23 protein-coding genes are annotated in these 23630 nt (G+C 64.1%); 14 read left to right on the top strand and 9 right to left on the bottom strand.

Annotated features, from left to right (window positions below; translation table 11 throughout):
• Nucleotides 1-20: 20 nt before the first annotated feature.
• The 4 genes from PDMSB3_RS10885 to PDMSB3_RS10870 all read right to left on the bottom strand — a co-directional run bounded on the left by PDMSB3_RS10885 (nucleotide 21) and on the right by PDMSB3_RS10870 (nucleotide 5363).
• A complete protein-coding gene (locus tag PDMSB3_RS10885; RefSeq protein ID WP_007181708.1) occupies nucleotides 21-1358 on the bottom strand; it encodes a C45 family autoproteolytic acyltransferase/hydolase in 1338 nt (445 codons plus the stop codon).
• Between the two features lie 166 nt (nucleotides 1359-1524).
• Nucleotides 1525-3258, bottom strand: coding sequence for a ClcB-like voltage-gated chloride channel protein (locus PDMSB3_RS10880; RefSeq protein WP_007181709.1), 1734 nt, complete (start codon nucleotides 3256-3258; stop codon nucleotides 1525-1527).
• 112 nt (nucleotides 3259-3370) lie between these two features.
• Nucleotides 3371-4108, bottom strand: coding sequence for a glutathione S-transferase (locus PDMSB3_RS10875; RefSeq protein ID WP_007181710.1), 738 nt, complete (start codon nucleotides 4106-4108; stop codon nucleotides 3371-3373).
• A 157-nt stretch (nucleotides 4109-4265) separates the two neighbouring features.
• Nucleotides 4266-5363, bottom strand: a complete 1098-nt coding sequence (locus PDMSB3_RS10870) for a YeiH family protein (protein WP_007181711.1) — start codon at nucleotides 5361-5363, stop codon at nucleotides 4266-4268.
• Between the two features lie 121 nt (nucleotides 5364-5484).
• Here PDMSB3_RS10870 and PDMSB3_RS10865 point away from each other — a divergent pair, with 121 nt between their 5' ends.
• The 8 genes from PDMSB3_RS10865 (at nucleotide 5485) to PDMSB3_RS10830 (ending at nucleotide 13373) form a co-directional block, all read left to right on the top strand.
• Nucleotides 5485-6375 carry a LysR family transcriptional regulator gene (locus tag PDMSB3_RS10865; protein WP_007181712.1) on the top strand — a complete coding sequence of 297 codons (891 nt, stop codon included), beginning with the start codon at nucleotides 5485-5487 and terminating at the stop codon, nucleotides 6373-6375.
• Nucleotides 6376-6547: 172 nt separating this feature from the next.
• Entirely contained in the window at nucleotides 6548-7321 is a 774-nt protein-coding gene (locus PDMSB3_RS10860; protein ID WP_165186121.1) for a TIM barrel protein, read from the top strand.
• Between the two features lie 171 nt (nucleotides 7322-7492).
• On the top strand, nucleotides 7493-8476 hold the full coding sequence (locus PDMSB3_RS10855) for a sugar kinase (protein WP_007181714.1): 984 nt from the start codon (nucleotides 7493-7495) through the stop codon (nucleotides 8474-8476).
• A 111-nt stretch (nucleotides 8477-8587) separates the two neighbouring features.
• Nucleotides 8588-9877: an MFS transporter gene (locus PDMSB3_RS10850; RefSeq protein WP_165186118.1), complete on the top strand. Its 1290-nt coding sequence runs from the start codon at nucleotides 8588-8590 to the stop codon at nucleotides 9875-9877.
• 4 nt (nucleotides 9878-9881) lie between these two features.
• Nucleotides 9882-10847 (top strand): 2-hydroxyacid dehydrogenase, encoded by a 966-nt coding sequence (locus PDMSB3_RS10845; RefSeq protein ID WP_007181716.1) that lies wholly within the window; start codon nucleotides 9882-9884, stop codon nucleotides 10845-10847.
• 67 nt (nucleotides 10848-10914) lie between these two features.
• Nucleotides 10915-11997: a LacI family DNA-binding transcriptional regulator gene (locus tag PDMSB3_RS10840; RefSeq protein WP_035518597.1), complete on the top strand. Its 1083-nt coding sequence runs from the start codon at nucleotides 10915-10917 to the stop codon at nucleotides 11995-11997.
• 71 nt (nucleotides 11998-12068) lie between these two features.
• Nucleotides 12069-12899, top strand: a complete 831-nt coding sequence (locus PDMSB3_RS10835) for a YhfC family intramembrane metalloprotease (RefSeq protein WP_165186116.1) — start codon at nucleotides 12069-12071, stop codon at nucleotides 12897-12899.
• A 108-nt stretch (nucleotides 12900-13007) separates the two neighbouring features.
• Entirely contained in the window at nucleotides 13008-13373 is a 366-nt protein-coding gene (locus PDMSB3_RS10830) for a DUF3022 domain-containing protein (RefSeq protein ID WP_007181719.1), read from the top strand.
• A gap of 141 nt (nucleotides 13374-13514) precedes the next feature.
• On the opposite strand, the gene PDMSB3_RS10825 is transcribed toward PDMSB3_RS10830, so the two are convergent.
• Nucleotides 13515-15584 (bottom strand): hypothetical protein, encoded by a 2070-nt coding sequence (locus PDMSB3_RS10825; protein ID WP_007181720.1) that lies wholly within the window; start codon nucleotides 15582-15584, stop codon nucleotides 13515-13517.
• A gap of 281 nt (nucleotides 15585-15865) precedes the next feature.
• On the opposite strand from PDMSB3_RS10825, the gene PDMSB3_RS10820 reads away from it, so the two are divergent.
• The gene (locus PDMSB3_RS10820) at nucleotides 15866-17170 is read left to right on the top strand and encodes an MFS family transporter (RefSeq protein WP_007181721.1); all 1305 of its coding nucleotides are present in this window, start codon (nucleotides 15866-15868) and stop codon (nucleotides 17168-17170) included.
• A 91-nt stretch (nucleotides 17171-17261) separates the two neighbouring features.
• Here the strand turns inward: PDMSB3_RS10820 and PDMSB3_RS10815 are convergent, their stop codons facing one another.
• Both PDMSB3_RS10815 and PDMSB3_RS10810 read right to left on the bottom strand, forming a co-directional pair.
• The gene (locus tag PDMSB3_RS10815) at nucleotides 17262-17699 is read right to left on the bottom strand and encodes a PGDYG domain-containing protein (RefSeq protein WP_035518598.1); all 438 of its coding nucleotides are present in this window, start codon (nucleotides 17697-17699) and stop codon (nucleotides 17262-17264) included.
• 302 nt (nucleotides 17700-18001) lie between these two features.
• Nucleotides 18002-18520, bottom strand: coding sequence for a Spy/CpxP family protein refolding chaperone (locus PDMSB3_RS10810; protein ID WP_007181723.1), 519 nt, complete (start codon nucleotides 18518-18520; stop codon nucleotides 18002-18004).
• Nucleotides 18521-18718: 198 nt separating this feature from the next.
• Here PDMSB3_RS10810 and PDMSB3_RS10805 point away from each other — a divergent pair, with 198 nt between their 5' ends.
• From PDMSB3_RS10805 to PDMSB3_RS10795, 3 genes are all read left to right on the top strand, one after another.
• Nucleotides 18719-19603, top strand: a complete 885-nt coding sequence (locus tag PDMSB3_RS10805) for a LysR family transcriptional regulator (RefSeq protein WP_007181724.1) — start codon at nucleotides 18719-18721, stop codon at nucleotides 19601-19603.
• Nucleotides 19604-19748: 145 nt separating this feature from the next.
• Nucleotides 19749-20207 carry an Lrp/AsnC family transcriptional regulator gene (locus tag PDMSB3_RS10800; RefSeq protein ID WP_007181725.1) on the top strand — a complete coding sequence of 153 codons (459 nt, stop codon included), beginning with the start codon at nucleotides 19749-19751 and terminating at the stop codon, nucleotides 20205-20207.
• 590 nt (nucleotides 20208-20797) lie between these two features.
• Nucleotides 20798-21895 carry a saccharopine dehydrogenase family protein gene (locus PDMSB3_RS10795; RefSeq protein WP_007181726.1) on the top strand — a complete coding sequence of 366 codons (1098 nt, stop codon included), beginning with the start codon at nucleotides 20798-20800 and terminating at the stop codon, nucleotides 21893-21895.
• 138 nt (nucleotides 21896-22033) lie between these two features.
• On the opposite strand, the gene PDMSB3_RS10790 is transcribed toward PDMSB3_RS10795, so the two are convergent.
• Both PDMSB3_RS10790 and cydX read right to left on the bottom strand, forming a co-directional pair.
• Complete coding sequence (locus PDMSB3_RS10790; protein ID WP_007181727.1) at nucleotides 22034-22648, bottom strand: AAA family ATPase; 615 nt, start codon at nucleotides 22646-22648, stop codon at nucleotides 22034-22036.
• A complete protein-coding gene (gene cydX / locus PDMSB3_RS10785; RefSeq protein ID WP_007181728.1) occupies nucleotides 22645-22794 on the bottom strand; it encodes a cytochrome bd-I oxidase subunit CydX in 150 nt (49 codons plus the stop codon). The genes PDMSB3_RS10790 and cydX overlap by 4 nt, the downstream gene beginning before the upstream one ends.
• A gap of 309 nt (nucleotides 22795-23103) precedes the next feature.
• Between cydX and PDMSB3_RS37835 the strand changes: the two genes are divergently transcribed.
• On the top strand, nucleotides 23104-23352 hold the full coding sequence (locus PDMSB3_RS37835; RefSeq protein ID WP_232064175.1) for a hypothetical protein: 249 nt from the start codon (nucleotides 23104-23106) through the stop codon (nucleotides 23350-23352).
• 37 nt (nucleotides 23353-23389) lie between these two features.
• Complete coding sequence (locus PDMSB3_RS37830; protein WP_232064174.1) at nucleotides 23390-23533, top strand: hypothetical protein; 144 nt, start codon at nucleotides 23390-23392, stop codon at nucleotides 23531-23533.
• Nucleotides 23534-23630 lie beyond the last annotated feature (97 nt).

Genomic DNA, 23630 nt, shown 5'->3' with positions numbered 1-23630 from the left:
CAGCGTGGCAGGCGCGGCTTCTAACGCAGTACTTCGAAGCGTGTCCACGGCCACGAGGGCCGGTCGCGCATATAGCCGTTCAGCCAGTTCCACTGCGGATGCCGCTTCATGAACGCCTGTGCGTCGAACGGCCGCCCGCACGGATGGCCCCAGCGCGCGCTGAACGCCATCTCGCGCGCCATTTCGCTGTCGACCACTTTGCCGTCGTTGGCGCCCCACGGATTGAACGGTCCGTGATCCGTACCGCCAAAGCGCGCATCGTCCAGTTCCAGATGCCCGCAGATGGTGCGCGAGCACGGGTTGTCGTTGCGGTCGAGATAGACGTCGTGATGGTCGGCGATCATCTCCTTCGCGAGTTCCACGTCGATCTTGCCGCGATGCATTTCTTCCAGTTGCATGAAGCGCAGGCGCCGCGCGCCATTCTTGCGCACGTCCGTATAGTCTTCGCCTTCGCCGAGGCATTCCTGATTACGGATCTTCAGATCGGTCGCGGTGTTGTAGCCGCTGTAGAAGCCGTCCCGGGTGCTTTCGAAACCGGAGAAGTGCAGGCCCAGTTCGTAGCGCGCGATCTCGCCGGTCTTGGCGTCGCCGAGCAGCCAGCTATTCGCGTAGCCGCCGTTATTGGCGACCGCGAACATTTCGCACCATTCGCCGATGCTGTTCGCGTACTGCGACGCCCGCCGCGAGCGATAGAACTCGGGCGCGCCCGCCGCGTTATAGCCGACAAAATTGGAGATGGTGGTTTCCGTCACCATCAGCCCGGCGGCGGTGACCCAGAAATCGGTAAGACTGGAAATGCAGCCGGGCAAGCCTTGCATGAGGATGCGGTTGCCGCGGTCGGGCACGATGTCGAAGACGACATTGAATGCGTCCCCGGCCGCGTAGCGGTCCCACGAGTTGTGCGCCATCACGATGCGGCCGTCGCGGGTTGCGCGGCCGGTGGCGATGAACGCGCTGCAGTGGTGCCCGCGCCGTCCGCGCCACGGTTTCAGGCCGAGGCTCGGCTGCTGCTGCGCCGCGTGGGTGGGCCACCAGCTTTGCAGCAGATCCATGTAGCCGTTCCAGGCCAGCACTTCGGCGAACGGCAGCCTCGCGCCGTCGGCAATGCCCTGGATTTCGTCGGCGAATTCGGTGTCGAGTTTGTTGGTGAACTGGGCGACTGCGGCGTCGACGAAGGTGTCGAAGTCTTCGCCGGTGTCCCACTTCGCGAGGTAGCGGGCGGTGCGGATCGCGTTCTGGATTTCCGTGGCGAGCAACTGGCCGTGCTGCTCGCCGCGGTCGTAGGGTTCGCCTTCGATATGCAGGAAAATCCAGCCCGCCTGGTCGCGGCGCACGGCATCGAGGGACGGTTCGCTCATCTTCGCTCCGATCGAAGGACGGGCATCTCGGTGCGCCCGTTCTGGCGTAACGCGCGCTGCCGGCGTTCGCCGCAGCGCTCTGTCCATTGTAGAGAATTTGCCGTGCTTTGCACGGGCCGCAAGCGGACTGCGGGCGCGCGCTGAAAGCAGATTGTGTGCGCGGCGCTTAACGCGTCGGATTCATGCGGAAGTAGGCGTCGAGCAACGAGGTTTTATAGACCACGCCGGCGAGCGTGGGATGCGCCGCGCTTTCGACCACCGGCAGGCGCTCGCCCTGAAATGCGAGGAAGTGCTGCAATGCCACGCCGAGCGGCATGTCCGGCGTGAGCACGTCGAAATGCGGCTGCAGATAGTCCGCCGCTGTCTTCGTGGAAGTGTCGCGCCCGTCGAGCAGGTCGGAGGTGATGTCCTTGAGCGCGACCACGCCGAGAAACGCGCCGGACTCGTTGGCCACGTAGAGATACTTCACCGGATATTCGAGGAACACGCGCGTCATGTCGTGCACGGTCGCATTGGGCGGCACGACGGTTTCCGCGGGACGGATCAGCTCGCGCATCTGCGTGGCGCGCAGACGCGAGCGTTCCTGTTCCTGGTGATTGCGGCGCAAGGTGATTTCATACATGGACGTCTTGCCGATTGCGCGCGACACGAAATAGGCGACCACGCACGAGAGCATCAGCGGCAGCACGACCTGATAGCTGAGCGTCATCTCGAAGATCATCAGGATCGCCATCAGCGGCGCCTGGGTGGCGCCCGCCAGAAACGCGCCCATGCCGACCATCGCATACGCGAACGGCGCCGAGGTGCCGTGCGGCCACAGCGCGTGCATGCCCTGGCCGAACAGCGAGCCGACCACCGCGCCGACGAAGAGCGTCGGCGTGAACACCCCGCCTACCGCGCCGGAGCCCGAAGTGGCCGCGGTGGCGACGAGCTTGAACACCAGCACGAGGACGAGCGCGGTCCAGGTCCACGGCGAGTGCAGAATCGAGTTGACGACGCTATAGCCGTTGCCCCACACCTCGGGCGTGCGGACCGACAGAATGCCGACCACCAGACCGCCGAGCGCGAGCCTCACGGGCAGCGGCACCGGCAGCTTGCGAAAGCTTTTCTTCGATACGTCGAGCAGCCGCAGAAACTGCGGGGCGGCCGCGCCGCACAGCAAGCCGAGCGCGACGAACAGCAGCACCTCGAGACCGGCCACCGGCGGAAACACCGGCATCTCGTACGGCGGTCTGTAGCCGGCGAATTCGCGCATCGTGATGTTGGCCACCACGGCCGACACCACCACGGGCCCGAAGCTTTCCATCGCAATCGAGCCGAGCACGATCTCGGTGACGAAAAACGCGCCCGCAATCGGCGCGCTGTACGCGGAGGTGATACCGGCCGCCGCGCCGCACGCCACCAGCAGACGCAGCCGCGACGGGTCGAAATGCACCCAGCGTCCGATCAGCGACGCGGCCAGCGCCGCCAGTTGCACCATCGGACCTTCGCGGCCGATCGAGCCGCCGCTCGAAATCGTGAACAGCGACGACACGCTGCGCCACAAGCTCAGCTTGACCGGCACGACGCCGTCGCCGATCGCGACCGCTTCCATGTAGTCGACGTGGTTGCCCTTGTCCTCGTAACGCCGCGCGATCAGCAGAAAGAAGCCGGCGATCAGGCCGCCTGCCGCGGGCAGCCAGATCCGCACGGTCCAAGGCAGGCTGCGCGCCATTTCGACGAAGCTCCCCGCCTTGCCGACCACCGCGAATTGCAGCAGCGCGATGCCCTCGCGAAAGGCGATCGTGGCGAAGGCGCCCGCAACGCCGACCACGACCGACCAGACCAGCATCGTGTGGGCTTCGGAGAGGCGGAACAGATCTTGTGCGCGGGTGCGCAGCTTCAGCAGGAATGAAAGCACGTCGGCGGTACGGGGCGTGAGAACGGGTTGAAGAACGCGCACTGCAACAGCATCGCGCCCGCCTGAAACGGCGGGCGCGATGCGGTGAGCGAACGAAGGAAAACGGCACCGGTCAAGTGGCCGCCTTGTCGAGTTCCGGGTAGTGCCGGAAGATGCAGGCCTCGTTATGTTCGATGCGCCGCTCGGACTGCAGATACGCGGCGATGTTCGGCCGCCCGATCACCCTGTCGTGCAGCGCGGCGAGCCGCGGGTAGTGCTCGCCGAAACGTTTGAGCGCGCGTGGAAACGCGTACAGCAAGCCGTCGATAAGCTGGAACATGGACAGGTCGACGTAAGTGAGCGTGTCGCCCACCATGAATTGGTCGCCGGCCGGATTCTGCTTGAGTACGCGCTCGAAGTACGACATGAACTTCGGAATGCGGTTGTCGATGAAGTCGTGCGCGCGCACTTTGGCGGCGTCTTTCTGATCTTCGTAATAAAGCGAGCTGGCGAGCGGGTGGTGGGTGTCGTGGGCTTCGGTGACGAGGTCGGCAATCGTCAGTTGCAGGCCGTTGGCGACATACCGCAGGCTGTCCACCGTGGGCGCGAGATTCAGCCTCGGGCCGAGATAGAGCAGGATGTTGGCGGTCTGCGAGATCACCAGATCGCCGTCTTTCAGAAACGGCGGCGCAAACGGCGGATACGGCTCGTCCTTGCTCTTCATCACCGACATCATCGCCTTCGTGCCGAGACCTTTCGACGGTTCGCCGCGTGCCACTTCCACGTAGTCGGCGCCGGCTTCTTCCAGCGCGAGCCGCACGAATTCGCCGCGGCCCTGCAGGCCGTCCCAATAGTAAAGTTCCAGACTCATCGATCGATCCTCATTCCGGTTGCATTGACAGGGCGCCTGAGCGCACTGCATGAGCTGACGACGTCAGCAACCAGTATGCCGCGCGGGCGGCCCGGATGGGTCTCCGGAATGCGCAAAACCCCGCGCGCGGCGGGGTGGGTCTGCAGGCGAGGGCGGCTTAGCCGAACAGGCGCTGGACAGTCCATGTAATACCCAGTCCGCCGGCAATCAGCCACACATACAGAATGAAGCCGGTGGTCAGTGCACGGGGGCCGGCCTGACGGATCTGCGAAATGCGTGTTTCGATGCCGAGCGCGGTCATGGCCATGGTCAGCGCGAAGGTGTCCAGCGTGTTGAGCGTGCTGGTCGCGGCTTGCGGCAGCACATGCAACGAGTTGATCACGACGAAGGCGAGGAAGCCGAGCGCGAACCAGGGAATCGCCAGTTTGCGCGGTGCGTGGCTGTGGACGCCGTCTTGCGTACTGGCCGAAGCGGCGCTGCGGCGCGCGGAGCGGTTCACCCACATGCCTACCACGAGCAGCACCGGCACCAGCAGCATCACGCGGGTCATCTTGACGATGGTGGCAATGTGCGTCGCTTCCGGGCTCACGTTGCTGGCCGCGCCGACCACCTGCGCCACTTCATGGATCGTGCCGCCGAAAAAGAGGCCAGCGCCGACCGTGTCCAGATGCAGCCAGCCTGCCTTGAACAGAACCGGGTACAGGAACATCGAAAGCGTGCCGAACAGCACCACGCTGCCCACGGCCATTGCGCTCTTGTGCGGCTTCGATTGCAGCGTCGATTCGAAGGCGAGCACGGCGGCGGCGCCGCAGATCGCGCTGCCCGCGGCGGTCAGCAAGGCCGTGTCGCGGTCGAGCTTCATGATCTTCATGCCCGCCCACGTGCCGATCACGAGCGTGCTCACCACGATCAGCACGGATTCCGCGAGGCCGGGCACGCCGACCTGAGCGATTTCCTGCAGGCTGACGCGCAGCCCGAAGAACGCGACTGCGATGCGCAGCAGCTTGCGCGCCGAAAAGTTGACGCCCGCCGCCCAACTGGCGGGCATGCCGTCGCGCAGCGCGTTGCCGTAAATGGCGCCCGCCACGATGCCGACGATCAGCGGGCTCAGGCCCAATCCGGCAATAGCGGGAATCTCGGCGATCCGGGTGACGGCGGCGGCGAACAGCGCGACGAATAGAATGCCGTTGAGTTGGCCCCGGGCGGAGGACTCGGCAGGCGTCGTACTGGAAGCGGTGAGATGAGCGGTAGACATGGTGCAGCCCTTTTTCTGTGACTGACGGGGATTCGATGGGCTAATCCTAAAGTAGATATATCGATATGAAAAATCATCATTTAGAATGTGAAATATCATCTCACCCGATACTTGGCCTGTCATGACCCCGGACCAACTTATAACGTTTGCCGCTGTCGCCGAGCATCGCAATATCAGCCGGGCGGCTGTGGCGCTGCATCTGTCGCAGCCGGCCGTGTCCGGCCAGTTGCGGCAGTTGCAGGACGAGTTCGGCGAGCCGCTCTATCAGCGCGACGGCCGCGGCGTGCGCCTGACACCGGCGGGCGAGCAGCTCGCCAGTTACGCCACGCGGCTGCGCGACACCTGGCGGCAGGCGCACGCGTACCGCGACGCTTTGCGCGGCCTAGAGCAGGGCACCTTGCGGATCGGCGCGAGCACCACGCCGGCGAGCTACCTGCTGCCGTATCTGATCGCCGACTTTCATCGCCGTTATCCGGACGTGACGCTGCATACCGCGGACGGCAATACCACCGAGATCGTCAGCGCGCTCGGGTCGGTGGATATCGCGTTGATCGAAGGGCCGGTCGGCGAGGATCTGCCGCCGGACACCGCCGTGCATGCCTGGCGCGAAGACGAAATCGTCGCGATCATGCCGCGCTCGCATCCGTTGGCGCAGTTGGGCGACGGCGGCCCGCCCGACCTGGCGGCCTTCGGCAAGCATCCACTGGTGTTGCGCGAGGCGGGCTCGGGCGTGCGGCAGATCGTCGAGCGGGCGTTCGCGCGGGCGGGCGTGCCGATGCGCGTGGCGCTGGAGATCGCGGGCGTGGAAGGCGTGAAGGAAGCGGTGCGGGCGGGCATGGGCATCGGCTTCGTCTCGGCGATGTCGATGCGCCACGAAGACCGCGCGCTATGCCTGCTGTCGCTGAGCCCGGAGCCGCTCACCCGGCGGCTGTCGATTCTCGTGCCCCATGCGAGCGCGCCGTCGCGGGTCGTGGAGCGTTTTCTCGCGCTGTGTCTTGGCGACGGACCTTGAAATGAGCACAGGCCGATGCCGACGCCAACCGCGCCTGGGGATTTCCACTATGGTGTGCGACGGCGGCCTCGGCGCACTATTCGGGCATCGCAGGCGCTTCGGCGCTTTTTTTTGAAGTGCATTTGGAACCGGTTCCAAATGCCGTGGCGAGACAGATTTGAGGGAATTTGATATGGCTGACGCAGTAGACGTGGTGATCGTCGCAAGCGCATTCGGGATGGACGCGGTCCGCACGGACGGCCACCTGAAGTGGGCGCAAGCGAGCCGGCAGGCCGGCGCGGCGGGCTTCGAAGTGCGCCGCGAACTGTTCGGCGACGAAACCGACGCCACGCCGCACAATCTGCGCGTGCTCGGCAGGCAGATTGCGGACCTGGGTTTGTGGTCGGTGTATTCCACGCCGGCTTCGCTTTACACCGCGCAAGGCAAACTCGACGCCGACGCGTTGCGCCTCTCGATCGAAGAAGCGATCGCGCTCGGCGCGCGCTTCGTGAAGTTGCAGCTCGGTGGTTTTGCCGCCGACGCCAATGCCGCCGTGATCGCCGATCACCTGCGCTGCGCGGAGTTGCGGCTCGTGGTCGAGAACGGGCAATTGGCGGAGGGCGGCTCGCTCGCGCAGTTCACCGGCCTGTTCGATGCGCTGACGCGCGAAGGTCACGCCGGCCTGCTCGGCATGACCTTCGACATCGGCAACTGGGCATGGCGCGACGTCGCGCCGCTCGACGCCGCCGCACCGCTGGCGGCGCACGTGGAATACATCCACTGCAAGACGGCGGTGGGCGAGGGAGCACGGCGCTTTCCCGCCGCGCCGGCCGCCGACGACGCTCAATTCGCCGCGGTGCTCGACCATCTGCCGCGCCATGTGCCGCGCGGCATCGAATTTCCGTTTGATGCGAGTTGCGTCGAGACGGACGCGGCGCATTACGTTGCGTGGCTGGCCGCTGCGTGAGCGGCATTGGAACTGAGCGCGCGGCAAAGCCGAAAACAGCGCGCGGCGAAAAGCACGCGGCAGGAAGCACGCGGCGAGAAGCCCAAGGCAGACGACACAGGGCAAGCGGCACGCTTCAGAAACGCCAGAAACGCCTAACCCGCAGCAAACCGGAATCCGCAGGAGCGAAGCATGAGCAACACAGGCGCAGCACTCGATGTCATCACCTACGGCGAAGCAATGGCCATGTTCGTGGCCGCCGAAACCGGCCGGCTCGCGGGCGTCGGCCAGTTCACGAAGCGCATTGCCGGCGCCGATCTGAACGTGGCGATCGGCCTGTCGCGGCTGGGCTTCAAGGTGGGCTGGATGAGCCGCGTCGGCAACGATTCGTTCGGTCAGTACGTGCGCGACACCTTGACAAAAGAAAGCATCGACCAGCGCTGCGTAACCACCGACGAGCGCTATCCCACCGGCTTCCAGTTGAAGTCCAGAAACGACGACGGCAGTGACCCGGCGGTCGAATATTTCCGCAGAGGGTCGGCGGCGAGCCATCTGTCGCTGGACGACTACGCGGCGGACTACGTGTTGCCGGCGCGCCATCTGCATCTGACCGGCGTCGCGCCCGCGATTTCGGCGAGCTCGCGCGAACTCGCGTTCCATCTGGCGCGCGAAATGCGTTCTGCCGGCAAGACGATTTCCTTCGACCCGAATCTGCGCCCGACGCTATGGCCGTCGCGCGCCGCAATGGTCGAAGGCCTGAACGCGCTGGCCGCGCTGGCCGACTGGGTGCTGCCCGGCATCGGCGAGGGCGAGATCCTGACCGGCTATACGCAGCCCGACGACATCGCGAAGTTCTATCTGGACCATGGCGCGCGCGGCGTGATCATCAAGCTCGGCGCGCAGGGCGCGTACTTCCGCACCGCCGACGACGCCGCGCTGATCGCCGGCCAGCCGGTCGCAAAGGTCGTGGATACGGTCGGCGCGGGCGATGGTTTCGCCGTCGGCGTGGTCAGTGCGTTGCTCGAAGGTAAGTCGCTGCCGCAAGCCGTGGCGCGCGGCAACCGTATCGGCGCGCTGGCGATTCAGGTGATCGGCGATTCGGAGGGGCTGCCGGGCCGCGCCGAACTCGACGCGCTCGAATCGGCCGACGCGACGTCCATCGCCGCCGCGGCTTGAAGAAAACCCGCAAGACCTGCTCAGCAAGTCTGCCTCGATAACAGCAAGAGCGCTCGAACAGAGCGCCCCATGACCGTCCATCATTGTTTCGGGAAGTCAAAGGAGACACCCATGACCTCATCGCTTGCGATTCGCCGCTGGTGGACGATCATGCCGATCGTATTCATCACGTACAGCCTCGCCTATCTGGATCGCGCGAACTTCGGGTTCGCGTCGGCCGCCGGCATCAACCAGGATCTCGGCATCAGCAAGGGGCTGTCGTCGCTGATCGGCGCGCTGTTCTTCCTCGGCTATTTCTTCTTCCAGATTCCCGGCGCCATCTACGCGGAACGCCGCAGCGTCAAGAAGCTCGTGTTCTGGAGCCTGATTCTGTGGGGCGGATGCGCGGCGCTGACCGGCATGGTCAGCAACATTGCGTCGCTGATGGTGATCCGCTTCGTGCTCGGCGTGGTCGAAGCCGCGGTCATGCCGGCCATGCTGATTTTCATCAGCAACTGGTTCACCAAGAGCGAGCGCTCGCGCGCCAACACGTTCCTGATTCTCGGCAATCCGGTGACGGTGCTGTGGATGTCAGTGGTGTCGGGCTATCTGGTGCATTCGTTCGGCTGGCGTCACATGTTCATCGCCGAAGGCGCGCCCGCGATCATCTGGGCGGTGATCTGGTGGTTCATCGTGCAGGACAAGCCGCAGCAGGTGTCGTGGCTCACGCAGCAGCAGAAGGACGACCTCGCCGAAACGCTGCGCGCAGAGCAGGCCGCGATCAAACCGGTGCGCAACTATAGCGAGGCCTTTAAAACGCCCGCGGTGATCAAGCTGTGCGCGCAATATTTCTGCTGGAGCATCGGCGTGTATGGCTTCGTGCTGTGGTTGCCGTCGATCCTGAAGAACGGTTCGACGCTCGGCATGGTCGAAACCGGCTGGCTCTCGGCGCTGCCGTACCTCGCCGCAACCATCGCAATGCTTGCAGCTTCGTGGGCATCGGATAAACTCAACCGCCGTAAAGTATTCGTGTGGCCGTTTCTGCTGATCGGCGCGGTGGCGTTCGCGGCTTCGTATGCGCTCGGCTCCGCGCATTTCTGGCTTTCATATGCGTTGCTGGTGATCGCCGGTGCCGCGATGTACGCGCCGTATGGCCCGTTCTTCGCGATCGTGCCGGAGCTGCTGCCGAAGAACGTCGCGGGCGGCGCGATGGCGCTGATCAACAGCATGGGCGCCCTCGGTTCGTTCGTCGGCTCGTATGTGGTCGGTTATCTGAACGGCGCCACCGGTTCGCCCGCCGCGTCGTATGCGTTCATGAGCGTGGCGCTGATTGCTGCCGTGATTCTGACGCTGGTCGTCAAACCGCAGCCGCAAGCGCTGAACAGTGCGCCGCCGCTCGCCACCCCGTTGCAAGGAAAATAAGCTGATGAAGAAGATCGTCGCCTGGAAACCGTTGCCTGAAGATGTGCTCGCGTATCTGCAACAGCACGCGCAGGTCGTGCAGGTCGACGCCGCGCAGCACGACACGTTCGTGGCCGCGCTGAAAGACGCGGACGGCGGTATCGGTTCGAGCGTGAAGATCACGCCGGCAATGCTCGAAGGCGCGACCCGGCTCAAGGCGTTGTCGACCATCTCGGTGGGCTTCGACCAGTTCGACGTGGCCGATCTCACGCGCCGCGGCATCGTGCTCGCGCACACGCCGGACGTGCTGACCGAATCGACCGCGGACACGGTGTTCTCGCTGATCCTCGCTTCGGCGCGGCGAGTGGTGGAACTCGCCGATTGGGTAAAGGCAGGGCACTGGCAGCACAGCATCGGGCCGGCGCAGTTCGGCGTCGACGTGCAGGGCAAGACGCTCGGCATCGTCGGGCTCGGGCGGATCGGCGGCGCGGTGGCGCGGCGTGCGGCGCTCGGCTTCAACATGAAGGTGCTGTACACCAACCGCAGCGCGAACCCGCAGGCTGAAGCAGCTTACGGCGCGCGGCGCGTTGGCCTGGCGGAACTGCTCGCCACCTCCGACTTCGTCTGCCTGCAAGTGCCGCTCACGGCAGAGACGAAGCATCTGATCGGCGCGGCCGAACTCAAGTCGATGAAGAAGAGTGCGATCCTGATCAACGCCTCGCGCGGCGCGACCGTCGACGAAGCGGCGCTGATCGAAGCCCTACAAAAGGGCACGATCCACGGCGCCGGTCTCGACGTGTTCGAGACCGAGCCGCTGCCGGCCGACTCGCCGCTCCTGAAGCTCGCGAATGTGGTCGCGCTGCCGCATATCGGTTCGGCGACTCACGAAACCCGGCACGCGATGGCGCGCAACGCGGCGGAAAACCTCGTCGCCGCGCTGGACGGCACGCTGGCCGTCAATGTCGTCAACCGCGAAGTGCTCGCCGCATGAACCGGGCGACAAGCAGAACGACAAGCCGGACAATGCGGCGAACCACAAGCGGAACCACGAGGAACCGATGAGCACGACGCCGCAGTCCATGCCGCGCCGCGCGACGATCACCGACGTCGCGCGCGAAGCCGGCACCGGCAAGACCAGCATCTCGCGCTATCTGAACGGCGAGATAAGTGTGCTGTCGCCCGAACTGCGCGCACGAATCGAAGCCGCGATCGCACGTCTGGACTATCAGCCGAACCAGATGGCGCGCGGCCTCAAGCGTGGCCGCAATCGTCTGATCGGCATGCTGCTGGCCGACCTGACCAATCCCTACTCGATCGAAGTGCTGCAAGGTGTCGAAGCGGCATGTCACGCGCTCGGCCTGATGCCGCTGATCTGCCATGCGGCCAACGAAGTCGAGATGGAGCGGCGCTATCTGCAACTGCTCACCACGTACCGGGTGGAAGGCGTGATCGTCAACGCAACCGGCGTGCGCGAGGAAACGCTGCGGCCGGTGGGCGGCGGCGGGATTCCGGCGGTGCTGGTCGACCGTCTGGTGGACGGACTGGTCGCGGATATGGTCGGTCTCGACAACCGGGCGGCGGCCGAACTCGGCACGCGGCATCTGCTGGACAATGGTTTCGACGATATCTGGTTCGTCGTCCAGCCTTTCGAGCAGGTCAGCTCGCGGCAATTGCGTGAAGCAGCGTTTCGCGAGACGATGAGCGCCCGGCATGCCGAAGGTGGCAATAGCGGCGGCGAGGGCGCGGCACGCGGTCACACGCTTGTGCTGAACCTCGCGGACGCAGGCGAGGTCGAGCGCGGCCTGGCCGAACTGGACCGGGCAATCGACGCGGCCGCCGGCGCCGCGGGCAAGCCCGCGCGGATTGCCCTGTTCGCCGCCAACGCACCCGTCGCATTGCGTCTCGCGTTGCATCTGAAGGCGCGCTATGGAGCCGACTGGCAAGCCCGCGCCGCGCTGCTCTCCATCGACGACCCCGACTGGGCCGAATTGACCGGCGTCACGACGATCCGCCAGCCGACCTACGAGATCGGCTACCGTGCGGTCGAGTTCCTGCATGAGCGCATCGAAGGTATTCAGACCACCGCGCGCGACTGCTTGCTGCCGGGCGAATTGATCGTGCGCGCCTCCACTTTGCGCTGAATTCGCGCCGATCTGCGATCATTCGGGCTGCGGCACGCAGCGGGTGCGCGCCGGTCATCGCAAGGAAACTCATGGTTGTTGCACCGCTTACCCTCTCGAGCCTCGCCCTCGCGACACTCTTCGTCGCCGCTTTGCCCTTCCTGATCTACCGCCGGCTGCGTCGGCCGCTCGCGCTCAAACCGCGCGACGCGATCGCCGGCGTCGCCGTGTTCGCGCTGTTCGCGATGGTGATCGAGCGCGCGCTGAACGACTTCGTGCTGCATCGGAACGAAGCGACGGCGGAGTTCCTGTCGAATCCGGTTGCCTTCGTGGTGTACGGCGCGCTGGCCGCGGGTATCTGCGAGGAAGTGGGGCGGTTCATCGGCATGCGGCTGCTGCTCAAACGCGCGGCGGCGAAGTCCGGCGCCACGGCGCTCGCGGCAGGCAAGACCGACATCACGACGGATGGCACCGCGCTGACCTACGGTCTCGGCCACGGCGGCGCCGAAGCGTGGCTCGTCGGCGTGCTGGTGCAGATTCAATGGCTCCTGTTCGCGGTCTTCGAAAACCGCGGCGAACTGGACGGCTACCTGAGCAATCTGCCGACTGAATCGCTGATGCGCATCCACCTGATTCTCGCCAGCCTGACGCCGCAGACCGCGGGCATTTTCGCGCTCGAACGCGTCGCCGCGCTGGTGTTCCAGATCGGTTTGTCGGTGCTGATGTGGCGCGGCTTGCGCGCCGGCTGGCGTGGGATCCTGCCGCTCGCGATCGCGTTGCACGCGTTGGTGGACGTGCCCGCCGCAATGTTCCAGGCGCAACTCGTGCCGCTCGCGGCGGTGGACGCCGTGTACGCTGTGGGGGCGGTGATCGTCGCGGGGCTGCTGTTCCGGGCGTTCAGGCGTCCCGGGGTGGCGGCTTGATCTCCGCTTGATTGCCGCCTGATTGTCGCTTGATGCGCGCGCCACATTGAACCGTGGGCGGTTCTCTACAAGCGGCCTCTCTTCACGCCTATTTTTTCGGCATACCTCATGGAAGCTTACCAATACGACTGCGCCAATCCCGAGTTCGAGGAATTGGCGCGTGTCATCAGCGATCTGTTTCCCGAGCAGACGCAGTTCATTCAGCGCGCGGTGCAGGAAGGCGCGCCGATGCTGGCGATTCACTGGGTGGCGATGCGTTTCGGTGCGGCGGCGCGCCGTACCGTGATGACCGTGGCGATTGCACCGGCAGCATTGGCACGTTATCGCGCGATGCCCGCGCGTGTGCGCGGGCGCAGTTTTGCGGTGCTGCGCGCATATGTCGAGGCCTCGCTGGGTTCGCTGGAGGAGCAATATGCGAACGGCGAGGCGGTGCCGCGCGAAATCACGATCGAACTCGGCGACGAGTTTGCGTAACGGCGCTCGCCCGAATCACGGTTGGGTCGCTTGCCGCGATGCCGCCACGGAAAAATGACGCGATCTCACGCCGCGTTCGCATGGGCGAGCGCATGAGGCGGCACGACGTGCGAACGGCCTCGTCACGCACGTCGGCGCCGCTCAATCTCCGTCGAAGGGCTCGGCGATCTGCTTATCGGGATGCTTCGCGTTGTATTCCTCGCGTATCTTTTCCTTCAGGTTGTACGTATCGGTTTCGCGCTTGCGGGCATCGTACTGATCCGACATTCCACCGACGATAAGACCGGCTGTCGCGAGCGCAAACGACAGGGCAGGCCCGATAACCGGCACGAATCCGATCATGCCGCTCGACAGATTGATCACGGATGCCGCGAGGTCCATCTTGTCCTGAGGCGTCAGCTTGCCAGCCTGCTGCTTTTTCAGATACGTGTCCAACGAGACGCCAAACGTCGCGCCGCCAAGAACGGTATTGATCGCGGCGGGCACCATCTGCATGCGCAGCGGCTTCGATATCTTCATCCAGTCGGGCCAGCCGTCGGTCTTCGAGAGTATGTTGGCCTGACGTTGCGCGAAGAAATCCGTGTATTTGTCGGACCACTCTTTCAATTTCGATGGACGCTCGCTCGCGGGCGTATCCTTCAGCAGCTTGCCGAGTTCGCCGAATGCGGTTCTGGTATCGCTGAGCGCGTTTTCCCGTTCCTGCATGGCGCTGTTGAACTGGTCATAGGCTGCGTGCTTCAGGCCCGCCAGCCGGTCGAGCTGGTTGCCGAGTTCGATCGCCTCCGGCTTGCCGGACTGGCGTGCGGCATCGGCGGTATCGAAACCCTGGTTCTTGAGTTTGGCGATGACGTCCTGTGCCTTTGCGTCGATTGTCTTGATATTTTCGTGGGCGTCGTTGGCCGCATCGGCCGTCGAATCCTTGAACTTTTTCGCCATGTCCTGCATCTCGAAGTACTGCGGCGCGAGGTCGTCCGTCGCGTCCTTCAATTCGAGCTGCTGCACGTCACGATTCGTCTTCTCGAGCTTGGCGATGACGCTCTCGCGCAAGCTTTGTTGCTGCTGCGTGAGCTGTTCGTCGATGTGTTCAGCGGTCTTCTTTTCGAGCGTGTCGATCTCGGCGTCGTCCTTGCCGTGTGAATCGAAGTCGGTGAACTCCGCGGTGCGGCTGGGTCCCGCGACCGGTTCCGCAACGCCCTGCGTCACGCCGCTCTGACCTGGAGTCGCGGGGCGCGCGGAACCGCCAGTCCCCGTGCTCTGGCCGCCGGCTATTTGCGCCGCTGCTTTCGTCTGCCGCAGCTTGACCAGATGATTGCCGACGTCGGTACCGATGCCGACGGTGAGCTCGTTGATGCCTTGTCCGGTAGTCGCGCCTGCGGTGACGAAGTCCTTTGTCGGATCCTGACCCTTGCGCAATTTCTCCATGCCGGACAGAAATGACAGCCCGCCTTTTGTGAAATAACTTGCGGCGGAGTTCAGACGGGTGCCTGTCAGGGTGCCTAGCCGGCCGTACGGTCCCAGAGGATCGAGCACGCTCTGGTTCGGCCGCTGCAACGCTGCGAGAGGCGTGTTTTTCAGCACGGCGGAATTGTTGAAGCGCGCTTCGTCGAAGATGAGCGCGCGCGTATAGGTGCTCGCCGCCTTGCCATATTTGCCGTAGGTTGAAGCGGCGTCCGGTTGATGAGTCAGCGCGGACAGGTCGACGCCGGCTTTTTGCCCGATCGTGCCCAGCGACTCATCGCCTTTGGAATCGCGCAAAGCAGTCTCGACCCGGGCGATCTTCGACTGCAGCTCGGGTGTGGGTTTGTCTAGTGCGCCCACTTGCTGCGCCTGGTTGTAGGCCGACGCTGCTTCGATCATGTCGGCGGTCGTATCGCCGCCGCGCTCGACATCCTCATCGACCTTGCCGAGCGACGCGTTGAACGTTTCCATATCGGCTGCGATCTCGTTGCCGATCACCGCCTGCGCGGCAATGGCATGAGTTTCGGCATCAATCTCTTTGCCGGCTGGGCTTGCGACGGACCCGTTGGGCGGCGAAGGTGGAGCGGTCTTTTGAGATACGCTGGCATTCGCGATGGCCGCCGGAGATTGTTGGGAGTTTTCCCTGTTGCTGGTGCCTCGCAGGGCAGCACGAGTTTGCCGGTGCTGTGCGCTGTCCGGAATATTCGACGCGTCGTCGGGCCAGAATGGGTGAGAGGCTGCATTGACTTTCATTGAAACTCCTGCGGGAAGGCGCCTCGGTCAGTCACAGCATCATGCCGTCGGCGCACGTTGAACGGCGTCTCATGTTCGCTCTGCCTGGTGGTCCGACAGAAGTGGACATACATTTTTTGACACAAAAATCATTGGTACGCCCAGCGTTAAATTAGAGATGCAGAACGTCAAACCAGGAAGCACAACATTCATTTAGAATGCCGAACCAAGAGACGCATAAAGGCGTGGAGGAACCACGCCATTAATAATTAACAGGGGACATCCAGGAGCACAAAAGACCAATGACAAATCTTGATATTCCAGTGGCACTTTCCACACACGACACGCGGCGGCGCATTTTTGCGATCGTTGGCGCTTCATCGGGCAATCTCGTCGAGTGGTTCGACTTTTACGTGTATTCGTTCTGCGCGCTGTACTTCGCGCCGGCGTTCTTCCCGAGCGGCAATCCGACCACGCAGTTGCTGAACACTGCGGGCGTGTTTGCCGCCGGTTTCCTGATGCGTCCGATCGGCGGCTGGTTCTTCGGCCGCCTTGCCGACAAGCACGGGCGGCGCACCGCCATGATGGTGTCGGTGTTCATGATGTGCGGCGGCTCGCTGGTGATCGCGGTGCTTCCCACCTACGCGCAGATCGGCGCGCTGGCACCGGCGCTGCTGCTGGTCGCGCGGCTGTTCCAGGGCTTGTCGGTGGGCGGCGAATACGGCACCAGCGCGACCTATATGAGTGAAATCGCGCTCAAGGGCCGGCGCGGTTTCTTCGCGTCGTTCCAGTACGTCACGCTGATCGGCGGGCAGTTGTGCGCGCTGCTGGTGCTGGTGGTGCTGCAACAGACGCTCTCCACTGAAGAGCTGAAGGCGTGGGGCTGGCGGGTGCCGTTCGTGATCGGCGCGCTGGCGGCACTGGTCGCGCTGTATCTGCGTAAATCGCTCGACGAAACCACCACCGCCGAAACGCGCCACCGCAAGGAGGCCGGTACGCTGCGCGGTCTGTGGCTGCACAAGGGCGCGTTCATGACCGTGCTCGGCTTCACGGCCGGGGGCTCGCTGATTTTCTACACGTTCACCACCTACATGCAGAAGTACCTGGTCAACACGGCGGGCATGCATGCGAAGACGGCCAGCAACGTGATGACCGGCGCGCTGTTCGTCTACATGCTGATGCAGCCGGCGTTCGGCGCGTTGTCGGACCGCATCGGGCGGCGCCGTTCGATGCTGTTCTTCGGATTCTTCGCGACCATCGGCACGGTGCCGTTGCTGCACGCGCTGAAAGACGTGACGAGCCCGTATGCGGCCTTCGGGCTGGTGGTGGCGGCGCTCGCGATCGTCAGTTTCTATACGTCGATCAGCGGCCTGATCAAGGCGGAGATGTTTCCGCCGGAAGTGCGCGCGCTTGGCGTGGGGTTGTCGTACGCGGTGGCCAATGCGATTTTCGGCGGCTCGGCGGAATATGTCGCGCTGTGGCTGAAGCAGGCGGGCAGCGAGTCCACGTTCTACTGGTATGTGACGGCGATGTGCGCGATTGCCGGCGTCGTGGCATTGCGTATGCGTGACCCGTCGAAAGAAGGGTATCTGCGGCACGAACCGTAACCCGCAAGCAAAGCCTGGACGACACGCGCTGATCGCGCAGTCCTGGCCGTCACAACTCGGGCGCCTGCGTGGTCAGCGTTGCTGACCACGTTTAACTTGCCAGCCGATAAACTTTCGCGAATCGTGCGGCCTGTACGACGCCGTAATCGCCAGGCGCGTATTGCATGACCCAGTCCCCGGCGGCGCCGCGCAGCACGTCGCCGCCGTTGGCCGAGCGCGCGAGCGTGAACGCTTCATGCATCTGTTTGGCCAGCACGACGGCGGGGCGATTGCGGTACGTGCCCGCTTCGCCGTGTGAGACGGCTGCGTCGGCGAGAACGTATTTGGCGTCGAAGCGTTCGCGTGAGACGACCCAGCGGTCGCCCGTCGAGCCGGTGATCAATGCGTCGCCGCGAACGTAGCGGTTCGGGCCTTCGAGGCTCATCAGTTCGCCTTCGGAGGCGGCAAATTCCACGCTGACCGTTTCGTCTTTTACGACACGGCATGCGTTAACGTCTTGACTCAGATCGAGATTTTTGAGGTCGGTCATAAAGCGGGCAGGCATGAAGAGTGGGGCAGCGGCGCCGGAGTTCAGGTGTTCGGCCGCGTACACTCGCATCATGCCAGATGCATCAGACAACCGCATTTTTTGCAATGGACGGTGGCGCGGATCGTCCGTCAGTGGTGCGTAGTTGCAGAGACGGAAAATTGCCGGTTCGACACGCAGATTCAAGGAGGCTTCGAGAGAGGTGCCGGGGCCGAGTCGCGATAGATACCGCGGCCTGTGGGAAAAGCTCGAGTGCGGGCCGGCGCCCGCCGTGCGGCAAATCCGCGCGGCGGGTAATCGGTTCGTTACGGCTTCACAGTGGCGTCGCTGGCCGGGGTGGCGGCCTTGCCGCCTTTGCCCTTGCCTTTGCCATGATGACCGTGGCCTTCCATCCCGCCCGGCTGATGGAACGTCGCATCAGCCAGCTTCTTCTGCTCCGGCGAGAAGCTGTTGTACAGCGGATCGAATGCATCCACCAGTTTCTTCATGCCGTCCGCATGCGCTTGTGCGATCGTCGCGTATTGCTTCATGTCGTCGAGTGCCGACACGTTGGTAGCGGCGCGGCGTTGCTGGAATAGCTCGCCCATTGTCTGGCCATTGCTGCGCATGACGTCGGCGAACGCGTTCCACTGCGATTCCTGTGCTGAAGTAATCTTCAGTTGCGAATGCAGGTAGGCGATGCGGTCTTCGACATTGCGCTCGTGGCCGGCCTTCGCGGCGGGTGCCGAAGCGGCGTTCACCGGTGCCGACGCCGGCGCGGAAGTTTGTGCAAACGCGCCGCTCATGGCGACTGCGGTGGCCAACATTACCAGTGCTTTTTTCATCGAAACTCCTGATGTCTGTTCGAATTGGGACAAGGCTCGCGTGCGAGCGGCCCGTCGTGTGGCGGTCATGCGCGGGTCATGATTATGCACGCCGGCCGGCTGCCCAGTTTGCCGTCGCCGCTATTAGTATCACGATATCCCTACAATGCGGCTGTTGTGCGACAAACGCTTACAACCGAAACGAACAGGAAATAGCGGGTGGATAAATTCGTCAGCATGGAGATCTTCGTCGCCGTGGTCGAGGCGGGCAGCCTGACGGCGGCCGCCGAGCGCTTCGATATTTCGTCTGCGATGGTGGGCAAGCATATCCGTTCGCTGGAAACCCGGCTCGCCACGCGGCTCCTGACGCGCACGACGCGCCGGCAAAGCCTGACGGAGATTGGCCGGCAGTATTACGAGCAATGCCGGCGCATCCTGGCCGACGTGAAAGATGCCGAGTCGCTTGCCGAGGCAATGGCCGCCGCGCCGCGCGGCGTGCTCAAGGTGACGGTGCCGCTCACTTACGGCGTCGAAGTCTTCGCCCCGGCGATGACCGAGTACCTGACCGCGTGGCCGGACATCACGCTCGAACTCGACCTTTCGAACCGTGTGATCGATCTGGTGGAAGAGGGCTTCGACGCGTCGGTGCGGATCGGCCAGTTGCCGGATTCGAGTTTCGTCGCGCGGCCGCTGAAGCCCTACCGGATGCGCGCATGCGCGTCGCCGGCATATCTGGCGCGTGCCGGCACGCCGCGCACGCCGGAAGATCTGATGCAGCATGAATGCCTGGGGTTTCTGCACTGGGGCCGCGAAGGTTCGTGGCGCCTGGGCGGCGAGACCGCGGACGAAAACCATCTGCGCGCCGGACGGTTTCGCGCGAACAACGGCCAGGCGCTCAAGGTGGCCGCGCTGCACGGCTTCGGGCTGGTATTGCAGCCGGAGGCGCTGCTCGCCAGAGAAATAGCCAGCGGCGAACTGGTGTCTGTGCTGGAAGACTATCTGCCCGAGGGCGTGCCGGTCCATCTGCTGTATCCGCGCGATCGCCGCGCCACGCCCAAGCTGACCAGCTTCATCGATTTCGTGATCGAACGTTTCGGAGCGTAAGCCTGGCAGCCGACGCGGGCTTCCTTGACATGCGGAATGCCTGCCATGCTGTCGCCGCATGCATGGCGATCGGCCCTGCGAGTTCTCCATGCGCCGCTGAAGACGCGCGATAATCCGGCTCACCTGACCACTTCATTCGCTTTCGATGAGACCTCCGCGCCTCGACCAACTCGACGATCTCGACCGCAATCTGGTTGCGCTTCTGCAAGCCAACGCTCGCGAGAGCGTCGCCAATCTCGCGCGCCAACTGGGCGTGGCGCGTACCACGGTGATCGCGCGAATCGCGCGGCTCGAGCGCAGCAATGTGATTGCCGGCTACAGCGTGCGGCTCGGCCAGGACGTGCTCGATTCGAGCATCATGGCCTATGTCGGCATCATCATCGCGCCGAAGCACGGGCCGGCCGTGCAGAAACGCCTCGGCAAGATGCCCGAAGTGCAGTTGCTGTGCGCAGTGAGCGGAGAGTTCGACTACGTCGCATGGCTGCGCGCCGATTCGCCCGATCGTCTCAACGATCTGCTCGACCAGATCGGCGGACTGGAAGGCGTGGAGCGGACCACGACCTCGATCATTCTCGCACGCAAAATCGACCGCGGCATGGTGTGAGCGCGTGGCGTGTCGTTGTTCGCTGTGTGCCGCTCAGTCAGGCACGGTTGATTGCGCGCGTTGACGCCGTTCGTGCCGCCCGTGCGTTGTGCGCCGCTCGCTTTCCGTTGTTCGGGCTGCGGTGCTCGCTTCCCACCGCTAGGGCCGCGCTCTTCGATTCGCCCTGTTCAGGCTGCGCTGTTTAGCCCCGCTGTTTAGCCGCGCCGCTCAACCCGCGCTTCTCAACCCGCGCTTCTCAACCCGTTTACGTCGTTTTAACAGCTTTTCGACATATCGACTAAGGCACTCGTCATAACGTCGAAGTTCTTGGTCATAGCGCAGCATTTTGCGCGTATGAAGTGTTTTTGCTTCTCCCTAAACTGTGACTCAAGGGTTTAGCCCGCCGCGCGCGGCGCCACAAGCGCAGCGCACTTCCCAAGCTGGAAACAGCACACAGAACAGGACCGGAATTAGCGCTTTAGCGGTCGATCGGAGTTCGCGTTCTCGCTGCCGCCCAGAGTTCGCGCTTTAGCGCCTTACTCCGGTCCCATGCACAGCGCGTACTCCGATCCCACGCAAAAGCACCGCTCCGGTCGACAAAGGAGAAGCGCATGAAAGTAGCTATTGTTGGTGCAGGTCTGATCGGTCACACCATCGCCCATATGCTGCGTGAAACCGGCGACTACGACGTCGTCGCGTTCGACCGTGACCAGCACGCGCTCGACAAGCTCGCGGCCCAGGGCATTCCGACCCGCCGCGTGGATTCCGCCGATGCCGCCGCGCTGCGCGCCGCCGTGCAAGGCTTCGACGCGCTCGTCAACGCGCTGCCGTATTACCTCGCGGTGAATGTGGCCTCGGCGGCCAAGGGTGCGGGCGTGCACTATTTCGACCTGACGGAAGACGTGCGCGCCACGCATGCGATCCGCGCGATCGCCGACGACGCCGATCACGCCTTCATGCCGCAATGCGGTCTCGCGCCGGGCTTCATCGGCATTGCCGCGCACGAACTGGCGAACCGCTTCACGGAAATCCGCGACGTCAAGATGCGCGTGGGCGCGCTGCCGGAATTCCCGACCAACGCGCTGAAGTACAACCTGACGTGGAGCGTCGACGGTCTGATCAACGAGTACTGCCAGCCGTGTGAAGCGATCCGCGACAGTCGCACGCAGTGGGTGCAGCCGCTCGAAGGCCTCGAACATTTCTCGCTCGACGGCACCGAATACGAAGCCTTCAACACCTCCGGCGGCCTCGGCACGCTGTGCGAAACCTTGTCGGGCCGGGTGGAGTCGCTCGACTACAAGTCGGTGCGCTATCCGGGCCACCGCAACCTGATGCAGTTCCTGCTCGAAGACCTGCGTCTTGCCAGCGACCGCGACACGCTCAAGAACATCCTGCGCCGTTCGGTGCCTTCCACCGCGCAAGACGTGGTGCTGGTGTTCATCACAGTGAGCGGCATGCGCGACGGTCAACTGGTGCAGGAAGTCTTCACCCGCAAGATCTTCGCGAAGACGGTGTGCGGTGTGCCGATGAGCGCGATCCAGATCACCACGGCCGGCGCGATGTGCGCGGTGCTCGACCTGTTCCGCGAGCAAAAGCTGCCGCAAAAGGGCTTCGTGCGTCAGGAGCAGGTGTCGCTGCGCGACTTCCTCGCGAACCGCTTCGGGCAGTTGTACGAGGGGCAGTCGCTGGAGACGCTGGCTACGGTCTGAGGACTCGGCACAGAGGGCTGTGCGACAACGCGGCGGCAGGCTGAACGGGTTGCCGCAAGCAGGAACGAAGGCTCCGCAGAGAGCCTTTGAAACGCCCCGCGATGCGGGGCGTAATTTTTTCGCCGGACGCGGCGCAGGTTATACCGGCACCGGCGGCATGATCGCCGCCTGCGGCTCATCCACAATGCGCGCGAGCAGGGCTTCGTAGTCTGTTGAAGCAGGCGCGGTATTGTCGAACATCAGCAGGTCGTCGCAGATATCGCCGCTAGGCACGAAGCGGCGCTGCCGGTACTCGTCCCAGTGCGCGAGTTTGTAGGCGTCGTTGGGATTCGCGCGCTTTATGATCCGCTGCTGCGCCGTCTCTTCCGACGTATAGACCCACACGACCCGTATCACCACTTCCGCGCCAACTCCCAGCCACGCGCGATCGAACAGGCGCCGCTCGCGCACTTCGCGCGAAAGCGGCCCGACCACGAGGGCGCTAACGCCGAGTTCGAGATTGTCGCGGGCGGTATCGAGCAGGCCGCGATATTCGGGATCGCGCAGATGCTGCAGGAACAGCGGGCTGTCGCGGTCGTTCGGGTCGCCGGTCAGCATGGCCATCGCGGCCGCGCTGTAGCCGCCGTAGAGCGTATCTTTGTCGAGCAGGCAGAAGGGCGTGCCGCTCGCTTTCGTCAGCGGACCATGCAGTTTCTTTGCGAGCGTGGTCTTGCCCGTGCCTGCGTGACCGCAGAAGAAAACCAGATGCGTCACGAAGGCGTGTCCCCAGGCGTGGCGGCTATGGCGTCGGCGCGCTGCGGGTCACGCGCGAACTTGCCGCCGGCCTCCAGCCACATCACGTTGATGATGCCGAAGCCCAATGCCACGCCAATGCCGAGAATCCATGTGAAATACCACATTGCTGTCTCCTTGACCGGCAGCTTACGGAACTGCCCTTTGCAGCGATCATGAAGAAGAACGCGGCGCCACGCAAGGGGGCATGGGGTCGTCCATTCGGCCAGGCTGGCGGAACGGCCACGCGTTGCTATCATGAATGGCAGTAGATGAGCAGAGATGAGCAGCAATGAGCGGTAGCGGACAGGACAGCAACGCGTCACCGTCCAGCCTGCTGTTAGAAGAGGCAGCAAAGCGGGACCACAATCAACAATACGGGAGAACCCGCATGCCGATGCGTCCGGATTTACCGCCGCAAAGCCGCGCCGGTCGCCTTGGCGAGGCTCGGCACGCCGGCCACGTTGAGCTTGGGCGTGCTCGCCGGCTGCGCGTCGACACCCGCCGAGCCTGTTTCGTTCAAGCCAGTGCCGGCCGCACGCATCGTCCAGCCCGGCTACACGGAGCCGGGCGCGGGGCTCGTCGCCGTGGATCTCAGGCGTGAGCGCTCGCGCGACGTGATCGTCCGTTTTCGCGATGCCTTCGTGTATATCGTGTATATCGAGGCGAACAGGTCACCGACCTGATGAACGGCGAGCACGTGGTCTTCTATCTGAGCCGGGGGTGCATCGCATCGGCGTGTCGACGCAGTTCGATCCGGTTGTCGAAATGCGCTTCACGGTGACGGCGGATACGCGCTACACGAACCGTGCGTCGGTCACGTTCGGCGAAGATCATCGCATTGCGCTGCAACGGGTCGCTCAATAGGCGTTGTCTGCAGCGCGGCCGTTCGGCCCGCACCCCTGCGGCTTGACAATTCGATACCTGAGCGCCACGCGGAGCCATTAACATGGCGGCTAACGCA

Origin of the sequence: Paraburkholderia dioscoreae (genome assembly GCF_902459535.1) — a bacterium.
Taxonomy (GTDB): Bacteria; Pseudomonadota; Gammaproteobacteria; order Burkholderiales; family Burkholderiaceae; genus Paraburkholderia; species Paraburkholderia dioscoreae.
This window is presented reverse-complemented; position numbering and strand designations above follow the sequence as displayed.

What these genes read in the sequence shown, in the direction of transcription:
- PDMSB3_RS10885 (WP_007181708.1), bottom strand. Translation starts at nt 1,358, where the DNA reads ATGAGCGAACCGTCCCTCGATGCCGTGCGCCGCGACCAGGCGGGCTGG.
- PDMSB3_RS10875 (WP_007181710.1), bottom strand. Translation starts at nt 4,108, where the DNA reads ATGAGTCTGGAACTTTACTATTGGGACGGCCTGCAGGGCCGCGGCGAA.
- PDMSB3_RS10870 (WP_007181711.1), bottom strand. Translation starts at nt 5,363, where the DNA reads ATGTCTACCGCTCATCTCACCGCTTCCAGTACGACGCCTGCCGAGTCC.
- PDMSB3_RS10865 (WP_007181712.1), top strand. Translation starts at nt 5,485, where the DNA reads ATGACCCCGGACCAACTTATAACGTTTGCCGCTGTCGCCGAGCATCGC.
- PDMSB3_RS10860 (WP_165186121.1), top strand. Translation starts at nt 6,548, where the DNA reads ATGGCTGACGCAGTAGACGTGGTGATCGTCGCAAGCGCATTCGGGATG.
- PDMSB3_RS10855 (WP_007181714.1), top strand. Translation starts at nt 7,493, where the DNA reads ATGAGCAACACAGGCGCAGCACTCGATGTCATCACCTACGGCGAAGCA.
- PDMSB3_RS10850 (WP_165186118.1), top strand. Translation starts at nt 8,588, where the DNA reads ATGACCTCATCGCTTGCGATTCGCCGCTGGTGGACGATCATGCCGATC.
- PDMSB3_RS10845 (WP_007181716.1), top strand. Translation starts at nt 9,882, where the DNA reads ATGAAGAAGATCGTCGCCTGGAAACCGTTGCCTGAAGATGTGCTCGCG.
- PDMSB3_RS10840 (WP_035518597.1), top strand. Translation starts at nt 10,915, where the DNA reads ATGAGCACGACGCCGCAGTCCATGCCGCGCCGCGCGACGATCACCGAC.
- PDMSB3_RS10835 (WP_165186116.1), top strand. Translation starts at nt 12,069, where the DNA reads ATGGTTGTTGCACCGCTTACCCTCTCGAGCCTCGCCCTCGCGACACTC.
- PDMSB3_RS10830 (WP_007181719.1), top strand. Translation starts at nt 13,008, where the DNA reads ATGGAAGCTTACCAATACGACTGCGCCAATCCCGAGTTCGAGGAATTG.
- PDMSB3_RS10825 (WP_007181720.1), bottom strand. Translation starts at nt 15,584, where the DNA reads ATGAAAGTCAATGCAGCCTCTCACCCATTCTGGCCCGACGACGCGTCG.
- PDMSB3_RS10820 (WP_007181721.1), top strand. Translation starts at nt 15,866, where the DNA reads ATGACAAATCTTGATATTCCAGTGGCACTTTCCACACACGACACGCGG.
- PDMSB3_RS10815 (WP_035518598.1), bottom strand. Translation starts at nt 17,699, where the DNA reads ATGACCGACCTCAAAAATCTCGATCTGAGTCAAGACGTTAACGCATGC.
- PDMSB3_RS10810 (WP_007181723.1), bottom strand. Translation starts at nt 18,520, where the DNA reads ATGAAAAAAGCACTGGTAATGTTGGCCACCGCAGTCGCCATGAGCGGC.
- PDMSB3_RS10800 (WP_007181725.1), top strand. Translation starts at nt 19,749, where the DNA reads ATGAGACCTCCGCGCCTCGACCAACTCGACGATCTCGACCGCAATCTG.
- PDMSB3_RS10795 (WP_007181726.1), top strand. Translation starts at nt 20,798, where the DNA reads ATGAAAGTAGCTATTGTTGGTGCAGGTCTGATCGGTCACACCATCGCC.
- cydX (WP_007181728.1), bottom strand. Translation starts at nt 22,794, where the DNA reads ATGTGGTATTTCACATGGATTCTCGGCATTGGCGTGGCATTGGGCTTC.